Below are 15,528 nucleotides of genomic sequence, written 5' to 3' on the forward strand. Positions count from 1 at the left end.
CCCGAAGGCACTGAACGCCCCCATGGGGGGCAGCGAGCGGAGCGAGCTTGGGGGCTGTCATCACACCACCACCTCCGCGATGGAGAAGACGACGCGCGCGTCGCCCAGGCGGCCCTCGTACGTCCCCGGCTTCATCGTGTCATGCGGCCGGATGAGCGTGCCGGTGGTCACCAGCGCGCCGGCCGGCACGGCCAGGTCGAGGGCGGCGGCATGGGCCCAGAAGTGCTGCATCGCAGCCAGCGGATCGGTGCGGTCGTCGCCGGCCAGGGCCGGGCCCACCACCTCGCCGTAGTGCAGCAGCTGCGCCGGCGCCGCCAGCAGCGCCGAGGCCGCGCCCTGCGGCAGCGCGTCGCCCTTGACGAAGGCATGGAAGCCGGCGTTGTCGCCGATGAAGCTGGGCACGCCCACCGCCTTGCGGTCGATGAAGCGACTGCACACCACCTCCACCGCCAGGTAGGCGGCGTCGATCATCGTGGCGGGCTCGAACACCTCGGCCGACGGGCGGCAGGCGCGGGCGAAGCGCAGCGCGATCTCCACCTCCAGCGTGAACACCGCGCCATTGGGCGGCGCGGCCAGCACCGCGCCCGACGGATGCACGCAGGGGTCGCGCAGGTAGCCGAACACCGGGGCGCCGTGCGGCGCCGCCTTGATGCCGCTGACGCTGGCGCCTGCGATCTTCCAGCCGGCACTGCCGTCGGCCATGCGCCGCTGCAGCGCGGCCTGGATGGCATAGCCCTGGCTGATGCCGGCCGGCCGCTCGTCGGCGGGCAGCTCGGTCAGCCGTCGACGGTGGCGCCAGGCCTCGGCCAGCCGGGCGGCGGCGGGTTCGGGGTCGAAGTCTTGCAGCATCTCGGTCGAGGTCATGGGGCACGCTCCGGGGCGGTGGGGGTGTGCACGGGGGGCACGGCAGGCCCATGCGGCGCGGGCGCGGCATGCGGCGTCCTGAAAGTGTGCTTGCGCAGGAAGTTCACCATGTCGTCGACATAGGTGAACACCACCGGGATCACCAGCAGGCTGAGGAAGGTGGAGGTGATGAGGCCGCCGATCACCACGATGGCCATCGGCGCGCGGAAGCTGGGGTCCACGCCGATGCCCAGGGCAATGGGCAACATCCCGGCGCCCATGGCCACGGTGGTCATCACGATGGGCCGCGCGCGCTTGTGGCAGGCGTCCAGCAGCGCTTCCCAGCGCGTCATGCCGCGGTCGCGGCGGGCCACGATGGCGTACTCCACCAGCAGGATGGAGTTCTTGGTGGCGATGCCCATCAGCATGATCATGCCGATCATCGACGGCATGGACAGCGCGGTGTTGGTGACGAACAGCGCCAGCGCCGCGCCGGGCAGCGACAGCACCAGCGCGGCCAGGATCGTCACCGGCTGCACGAAGTCCTTGAACAGCAGCACCAGCACCACGTAGATGCACAGCACGCCGGTGAGCATGGCCAGCGAGAAGCTCTGGAACAGCTCGCCCATCGCCTCCGCATCGCCCACCGCGGTGACGATGACGCCCGGCGGCAGGTTGGCCAGGCTGGGCATGGCCAGCGCCTGCTGCTCCACCTTGCCGAGCGGCTGCTGGTTCAGCTCGATCTCGAAGTTGATGTTGCGCAGCCGGTCGTAGCGGCCGATGACGGCCGGCCCGCTGCCGATGGAGATGTCGGCCACGTTGCCCAGCATCACCGGCCCGCGCGCGCCGGGGATTGCCAGGCGCGCGATGAGGTCGGGGTCCTGCCGCGCCTCTTCCTTGAGCTTGACCAGCACCGGCACCTGCCGCTGCGACAAATTCAGCTTCGGCAGGTTCTGCTCGTAGTCGCCGGCGGTGGCGATGCGCAGGGTGTCGGCGATGGCGGCCGAGGTGACGCCCAGGTCGGCCGCGCGCGCCGCATCCGGCCGCACGATCAGCTCCGGCTGCACCAGGCTGGCGGTGGAGGTGACGTTGCCGATGCCGGGGATGGTGCGCAGGTCGCTCAGCACCTTGGTGGCATGGCTGGCCAGGGCGTCGCCGTCCTCGCCCGCCAGCACCAGCACGTATTTCTCCGACGAAGCCCCCAGGCCCACCTTCATGCGGGCGCCGGGCAGCACCGCCAGCGACTGGCGCAGCTGCTCCTCGATGGCCTGCTTGCTCAGGCCGGGGCGGTCGCCGCGCGGCGTCATGTTGATGGTGAGCGTGGCCTTGCGCACCTGCGGCGGGCCCTGCGGCGCGAAGGGATCGCCGCCCGCGCTGCCGCCGCCGATGGCGGTGTAGACCAGCTTCACATGCTCGTTGCGCTGCACGATCTCGCGCGCCTGCTCGGCCAGCGACAGCGTCTGCTTCAGCGTGGCGCCGGGCGGCAGCTCCAGCGTCACCTGCGTCTGCGAGAGGTCGTCGGGCGGGATGAAGCCGGTGGGCAGCAGGCCCATCAGGCTCAGCGAGCCGAAGAAGAAGGCCACCGCGGCCAGCGCGGTGAGGATGCGGTGCTTCAGGCACCAGGTGACCCAGCGCATGTAGCTGCGCATCACGCGGCCGTCCTGCTCCTCGTGTCCGCCGGGGCGCAGGATGTAGGCCGACATCATCGGCGTGAGCATGCGCGCCACCACCAAGGAGGCGAACACCGCGATGGCCGCCGTCCAGCCGAACTGCACGAAGAACTTGCCCGGCACGCCGCCCATGAAGGCGGTGGGCAGGAACACCGCGATCAGCGTGAAGGTGGTGGCGATGACGGCCAGGCCGATCTCATCCGCCGCTTCCATCGCGGCCTGGTACGGCGTCTTGCCCATGCGCAGGTGGCGCATGATGTTCTCGATCTCGACGATGGCATCGTCCACCAGGATGCCCACCACCAGCGACAGCGACAGCAGCGTCACCACGTTGATGCTGAAGCCCAGCAGGTACATGCCCGCGAAGGCCGGCAGGATGGACAGCGGCAGCGCGGTGGCCGCGACGAAGGTGGCGCGCCAGTCCCGGAGGAACAGCCACACCACGATGACGGCGAGGATGGCGCCCTCGTACATCAGCTTCATCGAGCCGTCGTAGTTCTCGACCACCGGGTCGACGAAGTTGAAGGCCTCGGTGATGGTGATGTCGGGGTGCGCGGCCTTGAGCTGCTCCAGCTTCTCGCGCACGCCATCGGCCACCGACACCTCGCCCGCGCCGCGGCTGCGGGTGATCTCGAAGCCCACCACCGGCTGGCCGTTGAGCAGCGCGGCCGAGCGGATCTCGGCCACGGTGTCGCGCACGCTGGCGATCTGGTCCAGCCGCACGCGGCGGCCGTCGGACAGCGGGATCTCCATGCGGGCCAGCTCTTCGGCGGTGGCCACGGTGGCGATGGTGCGCACCGACTGCTCGGCGCCGCCCAGGTCGGTGCGGCCGCCGGAGGCCTCCTGCTGCACCTGGCGCAGCTGGCGCGAGACGTCGGCCGCGGTGGCGTTCAGCGCCAGCATGCGCGCCGGATCCAGCTCCACCGCCACCTGGCGGGTGACGCCGCCCACCCGGCCCACCGCGCCCACGCCGGGCACGCTGAGCATGGCCTTGGCCACATCGTGGTCCACGAACCAGGACAGCGCCTCGTCGTCCATGCGGCTGGAGGCCACGGTGTAGGTCAGGATGGGCAGGCCGGCCAGGTTCACCTTGCTGATGACCGGGTCGCGCAGCTCGCCGGGCAGGTCGGAGCGCACCCGTGCCACCGCATCGCGCACGTCGTCCACCGCCTCCTGCGTGGGCTTCTCGAGCCGGAACTCCACCGTGGTGCTCACCAGGCCATCGGTCACCGAGGTGTAGATGTGCTTGATGTCCTGCAGCGTGGCGATGGAGTTCTCCAGCTTGCGCGCCACCTCGGTTTCCAGCTGCGCGGGCGATGCGCCGGGCAGCGACGCGCTCACCGCCACCATCGGCAGGTCGATGTCGGGGAAGTTCTGGATCTTCATCGCCCGGAACGACATCAGCCCCGCCAGCGTGAGCATCACGAACAGCAGGATGGAGGGCGTCGGGTTGCGGATCGACCAGGACGAGACGTTGATGGCCATGGGGGCTCCGGCTCGGTTGTCTAGACAGCTCGCGCGTTCAGCGCGAGGCCGGGCGGGCCGGCGCGGCAGCAGCGGCCGGCGTGCCGTCCACCACCCGCACCAGGTCGCCATCGGTGAGGAAGCCCACGCCCTGCGCCACCACGCGCGCATCGGGCGCCAGGCCGCCGGTCACCTCCACCCGGTCGGCCAGCCGCCGGCCCAGCTGCAGCTTGGCCTGCTTGACCCGCCACAGCCCCGGCGCGGCCTCCGATTCCAGCGCGAAGGCGTACTGGAAGCCGTCGCGCAGCGCCACCGCCGCCTGCGGCAGCGTGAGCGCGGGCGTGCTGCCCAGCGCGAACTCGCCGCGGGCGAACATGCCGGCCCGCACCGCGGCCGAGGCCCCGGCCTGCGCCGCGGTGAGGTCCACGTACACCAGCCCGTTGCGGGTCTGCGGATCCACCGTGGGCGCCACCATGCGCACCCTGCCGGCGGTGGTGCTGCCGTCGGGCAGCTGAAGCTCGGCCTGCATGCCGGTGCGGATCTGCGACAGCTCGGCCGCGGTGACCTCGGCGCGCCACTCCAGCCGGCCGCCGCGGATCAGGCGGAACAGCTCCTGCCCGTTGCCGGCCACCGCGCCGACGGTGGCCAGGCGGGCGGAGATCACGCCGTCGTCCGGCGCGGCGATGGTGGTCTTGCGCAGCCGCAGCTCGTCGGACTGCAGGCGCGCCCGCTGGGCCTGCAGCCGCGCGCGGGCCGTCTTCTCGGCGGTGATGTACTGGTTGATCTGCTGCGCGCTGATGGCGCCGGTGGTCTGCAGCTGGCGGGCGCGTTCGGCATTGGCCTGCGCCTCGGCCAGCGTGGCCTCGGTCTCGGCCAGCGCGGCGCGGGTGGCCGCCAGCTCCACCTGCACCGTATCGACCGCCATGCGGGCCAGCACCTGGCCGCGCTTGACGCGGTCGCCCACGTTCACCAGCACCTCGGCCAGGCGGTAGCCGCCCTGCTCGGCGCTGACGATGCTTTCCTGCCAGGGCGCGATGCTGCCGTTGGCGCTCAAGGTGCGCGACCAGTCGCTGCGCTGCGGCACCACCACGCTGACGGTGAGCGCGGGCTTGCCGGCAGAGGCGGCCGCATCGGGCACCGGCACGCCGGTGGGGCCCGATGCGGCGCTCACCGGAGCGGCGGCGGGTTCGTCGCGGCCGCCACAGGCCACCAGGACGGCCGCCGTGGCCACGGACACGGCCAGCACGGCCACTTGTCTAGTCAACTTGCTCACTTGCTGTCCCCTGTCGTCATGGTGGCCTCGGTGCCTGCGGCAGCAGGCTGCCAGCCGCCGCCCACGGCCTTGTAGAGCGCCAGCCAGGCGCCCACCCGTTCGCGCCGCACCTGCACCAGGGTGGCATCGGCCACCAGGGCGCTGCGGCGGGCCTGCTCCAGGTCCAGCAGGCTGCCGGTGCCCACCTGGAACTGCGTCTGCGCCGCGGCCAGGAACTCGGCATAGCCCTCGGCGGCGCGGCGGGCATCGTCCTCCCGCTGGCCGGCGGCCTGCAGCCGCACCAGCGCTTCCTCGACCTCGCGCGCGGCACCCAGCACCCGTTCGCGCCAGGCGGCCACGGCCTCCTCGTAGCGGGCCTGCGAGGCATCCACCGCGGCACGCCGGCGGCCGCCGTCGATCAGCGGCGCCAGCAGGCCGGGGCCGAAGCTCCAGGTGTCGCCGTTGAAGGTGGCACCCCCGGCCCGCACGGCCGCGCGGCCGATGGAGCCGGTGATGGACAGCCGCGGCAGCCGGTCGGCCTGGGCGGCGCCCACGTCCGCGGAGGCGGCGGCGATCTCGCGCTCGGCCGCCGCCACGTCGGGCCGCTGGGCCAGCACCTGCGCCGGCACGCCGGGCACCTCGAAGGCCTGCGGCTGCGGCAGCCGCGCCCGGCCTTCGGCCAGCAGGCTGCGCAGGGCGGGCTCCGGCTCCACCGTCAATGCGGCCAGTTGCTTGACCAGCAGGTCGCATTCAGCCCGCTGTCCGACCACGCGGTTGGCCGCCTCCGCGGCGCCGGCCCGGGCCAGCGCTGCATTGGCCGGGGCCTGGAAGCCGGCGTCGGCCAGGCGTTGGGTGAGGCCGCTGGTCTGCGCGGCGGAACCGGCGTCCTGCTCGTACACCGCCAGCACCGCCTCGCAGGCGCGCAGGCCGACGTAGACGTTGGCCACCTCGGCGGCCAGGCTGACGCGGGCGTTGTGCCACAGCGCATCGGCGCCGGCCGCACGGGCCTGCGCGGCGGCCACGCTCTGGCGGGTGTAGCCGAAGAGGTCGATCTCCCAGGCCGCATCCAGCGTGGCGGTGCCGTAGCTCTGCTGGCCGGGCGTGGGCGGCAGGTCGGTGCTGGAACGCTGCAGCCCGGCATTGGCATTGAGCGCCGGCAACGCGGCCGCACCGGCGATGCGCGCCGCCGCACGCGCCTGGGTGATGCGGGTGGCGGCCTGGGCCAGCGTGGGGTTGTTGCGCTGCGCGGCATCCACCAGCCGGCCCAGCAGGGCATCGTCGAAGCGCTGCCACCAGCCGCTGAGCTGGGCCGCATCACCGCCGTGCGGCAAGGTGGCCTGCCATTGCAGCGGCACCGCATCGGCGGGTGGCGCGGCCGGCGGCGGGGTGGCGCAGGCGGTGAGCAGCAGGGCCAGCAGGCCCGTGGGCAGCAGGCCCGCCCTGCGCGGCCGGGTAAGGCCACGCGGGCATTCGTCTCTTGTTGTCATGGCTCGGTGGGTGACGGAGCGGGAGGCCGGCGGCAGTGTATCGGCGGCGCATGGGCCCACCGGCGCGCGGGTGGGTCAGGTCAATATGCGCCAGAGCTCGCGCAGGAAGTGGCGCACGGGCTGGGCCCATTCGGGCGGGATGAAGGGGTGCAGCAGCCAGGCCAACGCCAGCAGCGCTGCCAGCACGGCCCAGCGGTGCCGGTGCGGTGGAGGCGGCCACGGACGGCGCATGCTGCGGGCGCTTCAGCACAGCCGGCGGTCGAGCACGGGCGGCGGGTCGGCCTGCAGCGGCAGCTCGGGCACGGCTGCCAGCTTGTGCTGCGCCACCTGTGCCTCCACCGTGGCGCGCAATGCCGGGCCGGCGCCCGGGCTGCACAGCGGCGCCATGCGCTCGGCCCAGGCCTGCGGGCTCTTGATGATGTTGAAGGCCCGCGGCGGCCATTGCGCCATCTCGGCCAGCGCCGCTTCGCGTACGGCCTGGGCCAGCTCGGGCCGTTCCAGCCAGGCGCAGGCCTGCAGCACCAGTTCCACCGGCGCGGTCTGGAACGGCACGACGCCACCGAAGCGGCCAGCCACATAGTCGGCCACATGGTCCACCACCTCGGCCAGGCCGAGGCGCTGCTGCTGCAGCCAGGGGTGCGCCGCCAGCAGCGATTGCGCGGCCGCGGCCGCCTTGGCCTCGTCCTCCACCTTCACTTCCATTGCGGCCCCGCGTGCATCCAGTGCCGGCGCCGCAGCCGTGATGGAAAGCACCGGAAACGGCTGCGCCAGGTTGTGGAAGAACGCCCGGGGCACGTAGGCATCGGGCCGCAAGGTGGCGTCCAGGCACACGCCGCACAGCAGCGGGCCGTGGCGGCGCAGCAGGAACAGTGGCTGCACCGAGGCCAGTGCCGGCAGCAGGCCCAGCCAGCGCTGGGTGAGGGGCTTCTTGCCCTTGCTCAGGGTGGTGCTCATGGATTGATCTCGACTTGTCGAACGACACCGGGCACGTTGGCGGCGTTCTTGTTGACCTGGGAAGCGCGAAGACCCTGGCCCGGCTGGCCCACGAACTTGTAGTCGTAGATGTTGCCGGTCAGGGGGTCGAACACATCGGGCCGTGCACTGCCCTTGGTGCCATGCGGCACCTGCACGCCGCCGAGGAAACTGGTCTCGCGCAGCAGGTGCGTGCGCTGCCCGGTGAGGCGCTGGTAGCGCTCCAGCAGGTGGTCGGCATGGGCGTGCTTCTTGGTGCCCTGCACGGCGCCGGTGCCCGCGGCGCCGAGCCCGTTCCTTATACCGTAGCGCTCCGCGCGGGCCGCGATCTCCTTGAGGAACTGCTCGTCGGTCAGCGACGACAGGGCCTTGCAGCTCAGGCCCAGCGGATCGATCCAGTCGAACACGCTGCCCGCCATCGCATACAGCTGCTCACCGGCGGCCAGCCGGAGTGGATCGATGCTGATGAACTGGCCCAGCGCGGCATCGAAGTACCGGTGGCGGTTGTAGGCCAGTCCGGTTTCCTCGTCGAAGTACTGGCCCTGCAGCCGCAACGGACAGGCGGCGGCCTCGCCCTCGACGATGCGGGCCCGGCCGTGTGCGTCGTAGCCGGCGGCCCAGAGGCAACGGCCATCGGGCGCGCGCAGCTGGGCGGCCGCGCCATTGAGGTCGTCCAGCACCCAGGCCAGCGAGGCGGTGGCGGCGCCCGCCGGCTGCTCCAGCTGGGCCAGCGGCTCGAAGCCATCGGGCCGGTGCACCCAGGTGCGCACGCGGCCAGCCACCGCATCGGCAACACACAGGTCGCCGTCCCAGCCAAAGCGGGTGCGCAGCCCGCCGGTCTGCTTGAACAGGCGCCGGCCCAGCGGGTCGTAGCCGTACACCGTGGTGCTGTGGTGGCCGCCTTGCTCGCGGCGGCTGGCCACCAGGCGCTGGCTGCCGTCCCAATGCAGCTGCAGGCCGACGCCGGCCTCGTGCCGCTGCACCAGATCGCCGGCGGCGTCCAGCCGCCAGGCGATGCCGTCCACGCTGCCTTCGCGCTGGCCGGCCCGGCCCCCGGCCTGCACCGGCCGCAGGGCCATGCGTTCGCCGGCCGCATCGCGTGCAAACACATGCACCTGGCCGAGCGCGTCCAGATGCTGCCGGATGCGGCCCATCGGGTCGAGCTGCCAGCGCTCGCTGCCCAGCAGGCTGTCTTCCCGGGCCACCAGCCGGCCCGCGGCATCGAAGGCATGGCTGGTGGCCTGCAGCAGCGTGTCGCCCTGCCACAGGCCCTGGGCCCGCAGCCGGCCCACCGGGTCGTGCTCGTAGCGGCGTTGCAGGCCGTGGCCCAGCTGCTCGGCCGCCAGCCGGCCGGCGGCATCGCGCTGCATCAGCACCTGGGCCTGGCCGTCGATGTGCACGCCGCTGCAGCGGTTCAGCGCGTCGTAGGCATAAAGCACCTCGTGCACCTGCTGCGCAGGCGCCTCGCGGCCGGCTTCGGCCGGCAGCTGCAGCCGGGTGATGCGACGCAGCCGGTTGCCCACTGCGTCGTGCACTTGCTGCACGCTGAACAGCGTGCCGTCGGCATGCTGCTGCCGTTCGGTCAGCAGGCGGCCTTCGGCATCCAGCTCACGGCGCAGCACGACATGCGGGTTGGCTGCCTCCAGCAGCTGGCCGTTGGCGTCGTAGGCATAGGTCTCGCGCCAGGTCCGCGCGGCGTCGAAAGGGTCTTGCGACAGCTTGGCGAGCACCCGGCCCACCGGGTCGCATTCATGGCGCACGCGTTGCTGGTGGGCATCCTGCGACCACAGCGTGTGGCCGCCGGCGTCATAGCCATGCCGGCGGGTGTGGCCCCAGTAGTCGGTCTCGGCGACGATGCGGCCCAGCGCATCGCGCTGCAGCGCATACAGCTCGCCGCGGGCATTGCGCACGCCCACCAGGCGTTCCTCGGTGTCGTACAGGTACGCCACCACGCCGCCGTCCGGCTGCAGCCGCCGGCACAGCTGGCCCAGGCCGCAGTAGCTGAACAGGGTGCGGGCGCCCATCTCATCCACATAGGCCGACAGGCGCCCTTCGGCATCCCACTCGCAACGCACCGTTGCGCCGCTGGGCAACCGGGCCGCGGTCAGGCGGCCCAGGGCGTCGTGCTGGTAGTCGGTGCGCTGGCCGGCAGCGTCCACGCGACAGCGCAGCCTGCCCAGCACATCGTGCAGCAGGGTGCTGCGGCCGCCCGCCGCATCCACCACCTCGCTCGGCAGTCCGCAGGCGTCGTAGCGCAGCGCGGTGCGTCGGCCCAGCGCATCCACCTGGGCCACCACCTGGCCGTGGGCATCCAGCTCCTGCCGGCTCAGGTGGCCCAGCGGCGACCGCTCCTGCAGCAGCCCGCCGCGTTCATCGAAGCGGCGCTGCCAGCGTGCGCCCAGCGCATCCAGCGCCTCTACCGGCCGGTCGTCGGCATCGAACACGCTGCTCACCATGCTGCCGTCGGGCCGCTCGATGCGCAGCACGTTGCCGCGCTCGTCGTAGGTCCACGCCGTGCGCCGCCCGGCCGGGTCCACCACCGCCGTGGTGCGGCCGGCGTCGTCGTATTCGTACACCGTCATGCCGCCCAGCGGATCGATCTCGTTGATGGGCAGGCCGCGGTCGTCCAGCTTGACGAGGCTCACATGGCCCAGCGAATCGGTGATGCGGCGTTCGTTCAGCGCATCGAGGTACTGGAAGCGGTAGTCGTACAGGCCGCCGTCGCCCCAGCTGTGCACCACGCGCTGGCTGCCGTCGGGCGCGGGTTCGTACTGGTAATGGAAGCTCAGGCCGACACGGTTGGTGTGGCGCACCAGGTGGTGTGCGGTGGCGCCGCCGCCGTACGCAAATCGGTAGGGGGCGCCCAGCGCATCGATCGCCGCCACCAGGTCGCCAGCGGCGTCGTAGTCGTAGCGCACGAAGCCGTGCTCGGTGCGCGTGGCCTCGTCCACCAGCGTGACGGCCACCAGCCGCCCGTCCTGCATCGTCAGCGCCAGGCGGCGGCCGGCGGCTTCGGTGAGTGCATGCGGCAGGCCGTTGCGGTAGTCGATGGTGAGCGCATTGCCGCAGCGATCGGTGATGCGCCCGATCGGCACCAGGCCGCCGCCTTCGGCGGTGCGCCGCGCCAGATGCTTGGGGAAGCAGTGGATGCGGCCGTCCTTGGTGCGCACCTGCCATTCGTCGCCCTCGTCGGTGAGGCGGGCGCCGTCGGTCAGCTCCAGCTGCATGCCCGCGGCACCGGGCACGGCGGGCAGGCGCTCGAAGGCCAGCGGGCCGATGCCCGGGCCATGCAGCATCACGCTGCCGTCGGCCGCATCCACCTCCAGGCGGATGTCCAGCAGCGTCTGCCAGCCGGTGCCGCACACGCCCACATGGCGGTCGGCCGAGGAATAGCAGCGCAGCCAGTCCACGTCGATGCGGCCGGGCAGCTGGAAGTCCTGCTGTTCCAGGCTCACCGCGCCGTTGAGGATGTTCACCGGCTCGGCACGCAGCACGGTGCACTTGAGGAAGCCGGGCTTCAGGTTCTTGAACAGCTTCTGCCGCAGCCGCTTGAACACGCCGCTCTTGGCCAGCTTGCCCAGGCCGGCGAACACGCCCTTCATCGCCATGCCCATCAGGCTGATGGTGGGCGGCCCGCCGACGAACACCGTGGTGGGCGTGGCCAGGTTGAACACCGTGGGCAGCACCATTGCCCGCGGGCCGCCCTTCTTCTTCAGGCGGAAGGGGCTCATCATGCCGGCGGCCTGGCAGGACAGCACCGGATGCGAGATGTGCGACATCGGGTCGCCATCGGCCACCACGGTGCTGCTGCCCATGAACAGCTCGTCCTCGGTGTCGGGCAGCTTGGGCGCGAACGGAAAGCCCGGCGGGATGTGCACCACCTTGCCCGCAGTGCCGGCGGTGGCGCGCTTCATGCCGCACACGGTGATGGTGGCGCCGATCACCGGCACGTAGTCGAACGGATCGAACACCACCGACATGTGCGGCGTGGGCAGCGGCGTGGGCGTGGGTGCCGGCGTGGGCACCATGCACAGGTGGATGTCCACGCCCATCTGCACGTCGCCGTGCTTGGCGGCCGGCATCATGGCAAGGGCCCGGTCGACGGTTCGAATGGCGGCGGCAAGGCCAGGTCGCTGTCCACCAGCCAGGCCTCGCCCAGCAGGCGGCGGCCGTGCGCTGCCCACTGCTGCATCGGGGCCGGGCCCTGGGACACCAGCCCGTCGATCTGCTGGCGCGCCGCCGCCGCCGCGGCCTCGGCCTGCGTGGCCCGCAGGCCTTCCACCTGCGCCAGCGCATCGGGCCGCCGGCAATCGGTGAGCGCCAGGGCCAGCGCATCGGCGCGCTCGCGCACCTGCTCCAGCTGCTGCTGCAGCCAGCGCTTGGCCTGCTGCATCGCCTGCACGCGGGGCGGGTCGATCCAGCGCATCTGGTCCACCAGCGCCACCGCCAGCGTGGTGAGCCCGCGCGCCTCGGGCTTGAGCGCCTGGCCGAGCTGCAGCACGCAATGGCCGCGCTCCTGCGCGCCCGGCCGGTCGCCGGCCCGCGCGGCGCAGAAGGCCGCCATGCGAAAGGCCTCGATGGCGAGGATGGGGTTGGCATCGTGCTGCGCCACCTGCGCCGCTTCGTCGTAGCAGCGCATCGCCTGCGCGTCGTCGCCCGTGGCCAGGTGCACCGCGGCCTCGCCGAAGCAGGTCTGCAGCACCAGCTTGTGGCCGCAGGGGTGACGCGCGGCCACGGTGTCGTCGGCGGCCTGGCGGGCGGCGCGATAGACGGTCACCGCCTCGGCATGCCGGCCTTCCTTGAGCAGCGCACCGGCCACCATCACCCGCAGGGCCACTTCCTGGTCGGCCCAGCCCTGCTGGCGGGCGAACTGCAGCGCATCCACGGCCTTGGCCTTGACCTGGTCGGCGCCGCCGTGGGCCAGCAGCGCCACCACGCCCATCATCAGGTTGCGGAACACGGCCGCGGGCCCGACACCGCCTTCCTGCGCGAAGGTCTCCTGCGCCAGCGCCAGGCCATCGATGTCGATGCGCTGCACCTGCACACGGTCGTCGGCGGCGGCCAGCAGCGCGGCAAAGCGCGGCACCTCCTGCGCATCGGCCATCAGCACCCGCAGCCGCTGCGGCAGGCCCACGTCCAGCAGTTCGCGCACCCAGCGGGCGAAGCTGGCGGCATGGGCCACGGCAGTGGGCATGAGCACGATGCACAGCTGCGCGCCCGGCGCCATGGCCTGGTGGTGGCGCGAGCCGAAGGACCGCAGCGCCTCGGCGAACCAGGCGGCGGTGTCGGGCGTGGCCGCGGGGTCGTAGGGCCAGTCGGTGGCCATGCCCTGGGCGCGCAGCTCGTCCGCGCTGGCGTCGTAGATGCCGCGCAGCGCTTGCTTGAGCGCGCGGCCGTACTGCAGGCCGTGCACGAAGGGCTGCTTGAACAGCAGGAACACGTCGCCGGTGGCATAGGGCAGCTCCAGCTTCTGCGCCTCGACGAAGCATTCGGCCAGGCGCAGCCCGCTTTCGGGCAGCTGCCACATCAGCAGCCGCGCCTGCGGCATTGCACGGAAGGCCTGCCACTGGTCGGCGAGCTGCATCAGCCGCCGCTCCACCGGGTTGAGGTCCGCGCCCATGGGCTCAACCGTTGAGCGAGATCTTGGGCGCGGTGATGCTCACGCCCGACGGATCGATCTTCACGGTGGACGGCCCGCAGCTCAGCGTGATGCCGCCCGGCGCCAGCTCGATGGTGGAGGGGCCGACGTGGATCGTGATCCTGGCCTTCGAGGTGACGTCCATCTCGCCGGTGGCGTCCAGGCCCAGCGTGCCCTGGACGGTGACGGTCTCGTTGCCGCTGACATCGGCGGTGCGGTGGCCGGTGACGGTCTCGCTGCGGTTGCCGCCCACCGTGAGCGTGTCGTCGGCGGTGATGTCGGTGCTTCGCCGGGCCTTGACGGTGACGGTCTGGTCGGCCGTCACCGTCTGCGTGTGCTTCGATTCGTAGGTCTCGGCGACGTCGCCCTTGACGTGGTAGGTGGCCGTGTTGGCCGCCACGTCGTGGCTGAAGCTGCCGGCGCTGATGGTGATCTTCGTGTCCTGCTTGATCGTCTCGGTGTGGGTGCCGTCCACCGTGATGGTGCGGTGGTTGTGCACCGTCTGCGTGTCGTCATGCTCCACCGTGGTGGCCATGTCGTGCTGCGCATGCACGGTGATCTTTTCCTTGCCGGCGGTGTCGTCCATCGACATCTCGTTGAAGCCGGCGCCCTTGTGGCTCTTGGACTTGATGCCGCTGGTGGCGGCCGCGGCCGGCAGGCCGTAGGGCGGCGGCATCGCACCGTTGTAGACGCGGCCGGTGACGATGGGCCGGTCGGGGTTGCCCTCCAGGAAGTCGACGATCACCTCCTGCCCGATGCGCGGGATCGATACCGAGCCCCAGCCCTGCCCCGCCCACGGCTGCGACACCCGCACCCAGCAGCTGCTGTTCTCGTCGCGCCGGCCCAGCCGGTCCCAGTGGAAGTGCAGCTTCACCCGGCCATGCGCGTCGGTGAAGATCTCCTCGCCCGCCGGACCCACCACCACCGCCGTCTGCGGGCCGCTGACCCGCGGCTGCGGCGTGCGGGCGCGGCTGCGCCACACCTCGTCGCCGCCGATGGCCTTGAAGCGGCAGCGGAAGAAGGGCACCGCCGTGCCGGAGCGGTGGCCGGCCGCGGCCATCTCGATCTCGGTGGCGATGGCCAGCCATTCGCGGTTCTGCGCGGCCTGCGGATGCTCGGCCAGCGCAAAGCGGCCGCCCGCGGCCAGCGTGCGCATCAGGCCTTCGCCGTCGATGCGCAGCACCCGCGCATCGAACACCTGCTGGCGGATGCCGGCGTAATGATCGCCCTCGGCCTTGCTGGCGTAGTCGCAGGGGTAGTCGTAGATCTCCAGCGCCGGCAGGCCCTGCGGCTGCGGCGCGGCGCTGCCGGCATGGGCCTCGGCCTGCAGCGAGGTGTCGGGCCTGGCGAAGTCGTAGTCGGTGATGGCCACGCGCAGCGGCTGCACCCGCTGACTGGCGCGCCATTGCGTCACCGGCTCCAGGTCGGTGGCGCTGTCGGCCGTTTCGCGGTAGACGAACTCATGGCCGCCTTCGCAGGGCATGTGCGCGCCGGGGGCATCCACCAGCACCAGCGTGTGGCGCTGTGCCTCGTGGCGGAAGAAGTAGTAGATGCCCTCCTTCTCCATCAGCCGGCTGGCGAAGGCGAAGTCGGTCTCGCGGTACTGCACGCAGTACTCCACCGGGCCATAGCGGCCGGTGAGCTGGAAGTCCACCTCCACCGCGAACGGCTCCAGCACCTTCTTCAGGATGTCGGGCACCGACAGCGCCTGGAAGATGCGGGTGTCGGCCCGCCGCGTGAGCAGCCACAGCGCGGGCCGCAGCACCAGCCGGTAGCTGAAGCGGTCCTCGCCGGATTCGCCCAGCAGGCCCATCTCGGCCACGATGCCATGGAAGAAGCGGTCCTGCCCGTCGGCGCGCTGCAGGGCCACGCAGGCCGGCTGGCCCAGCAGGTCCACCGGCGCCAGCATGGGGTCGGCCGAACTCGCCTCCACCTCGAACTCGAAGGGCTCGCCCAGGGCCTCGCGGGCCCGCATGCGCCTGAACATCAAGGCATCGCCCAGCGGGGTGGTCAGCCGCATCAGCAGGGGCGTGGGTTGGGGCAATGCAGTCTCCGGCGTGTCGGGGCGGGGCCATGGTGGCCGCGCGCGGCGGCGCCCACATCCCCCATGGGCCGGAAGCCGGCCCGCCCGCCGGAGGGGAAGTTGTGAACAAACGTCACACGCGGCTTGCCCGATGGACACGGCCCTTACGATGCCGCGCT

The 15,528-nt window shown here is 72.1% G+C and carries 8 protein-coding genes; all 8 read right to left on the reverse strand.

All coding sequences use genetic code 11. From position 1 onward, the window contains the following. Positions 1-60: 60 nt before the first annotated feature. Positions 61-864: a hypothetical protein gene (locus VO99_RS20495; protein WP_052736496.1), complete on the reverse strand. Its 804-nt coding sequence runs from the start codon at positions 862-864 to the stop codon at positions 61-63. After that, positions 861-3,998, reverse strand: a complete 3,138-nt coding sequence (locus VO99_RS20500; protein ID WP_198157001.1) for an efflux RND transporter permease subunit — start codon at positions 3,996-3,998, stop codon at positions 861-863. Before VO99_RS20500 ends, VO99_RS20495 begins: the two co-directional genes overlap by 4 nt. 37 nt (positions 3,999-4,035) lie before the next feature. After that, the gene (locus VO99_RS20505) at positions 4,036-5,250 is read right to left on the reverse strand and encodes an efflux RND transporter periplasmic adaptor subunit (RefSeq protein ID WP_046114779.1); all 1,215 of its coding nucleotides are present in this window, start codon (positions 5,248-5,250) and stop codon (positions 4,036-4,038) included. Further along, positions 5,247-6,716: an efflux transporter outer membrane subunit gene (locus tag VO99_RS20510; protein ID WP_083440782.1), complete on the reverse strand. Its 1,470-nt coding sequence runs from the start codon at positions 6,714-6,716 to the stop codon at positions 5,247-5,249. Before VO99_RS20510 ends, VO99_RS20505 begins: the two co-directional genes overlap by 4 nt. Positions 6,717-6,959: 243 nt before the next feature. Then, positions 6,960-7,670, reverse strand: coding sequence for a hypothetical protein (locus VO99_RS20515; RefSeq protein ID WP_046114780.1), 711 nt, complete (start codon positions 7,668-7,670; stop codon positions 6,960-6,962). Beyond that, positions 7,667-11,773 (reverse strand): RHS repeat-associated core domain-containing protein, encoded by a 4,107-nt coding sequence (locus VO99_RS20520; RefSeq protein WP_052736497.1) that lies wholly within the window; start codon positions 11,771-11,773, stop codon positions 7,667-7,669. The genes VO99_RS20515 and VO99_RS20520 overlap by 4 nt, the downstream gene beginning before the upstream one ends. Next, the gene (locus VO99_RS20525; RefSeq protein WP_046114781.1) at positions 11,770-13,308 is read right to left on the reverse strand and encodes a tetratricopeptide repeat protein; all 1,539 of its coding nucleotides are present in this window, start codon (positions 13,306-13,308) and stop codon (positions 11,770-11,772) included. The genes VO99_RS20520 and VO99_RS20525 overlap by 4 nt, the downstream gene beginning before the upstream one ends. 4 nt (positions 13,309-13,312) lie before the next feature. Further along, positions 13,313-15,370, reverse strand: coding sequence for a type VI secretion system Vgr family protein (locus VO99_RS20530; protein WP_157039675.1), 2,058 nt, complete (start codon positions 15,368-15,370; stop codon positions 13,313-13,315). Between the last annotated feature and the right edge of the window lie 158 nt (positions 15,371-15,528).

It is taken from the genome of Aquincola tertiaricarbonis, assembly GCF_000969605.1.
GTDB classification, from domain to species: Bacteria; Pseudomonadota; Gammaproteobacteria; order Burkholderiales; family Burkholderiaceae_C; genus Aquincola; species Aquincola tertiaricarbonis.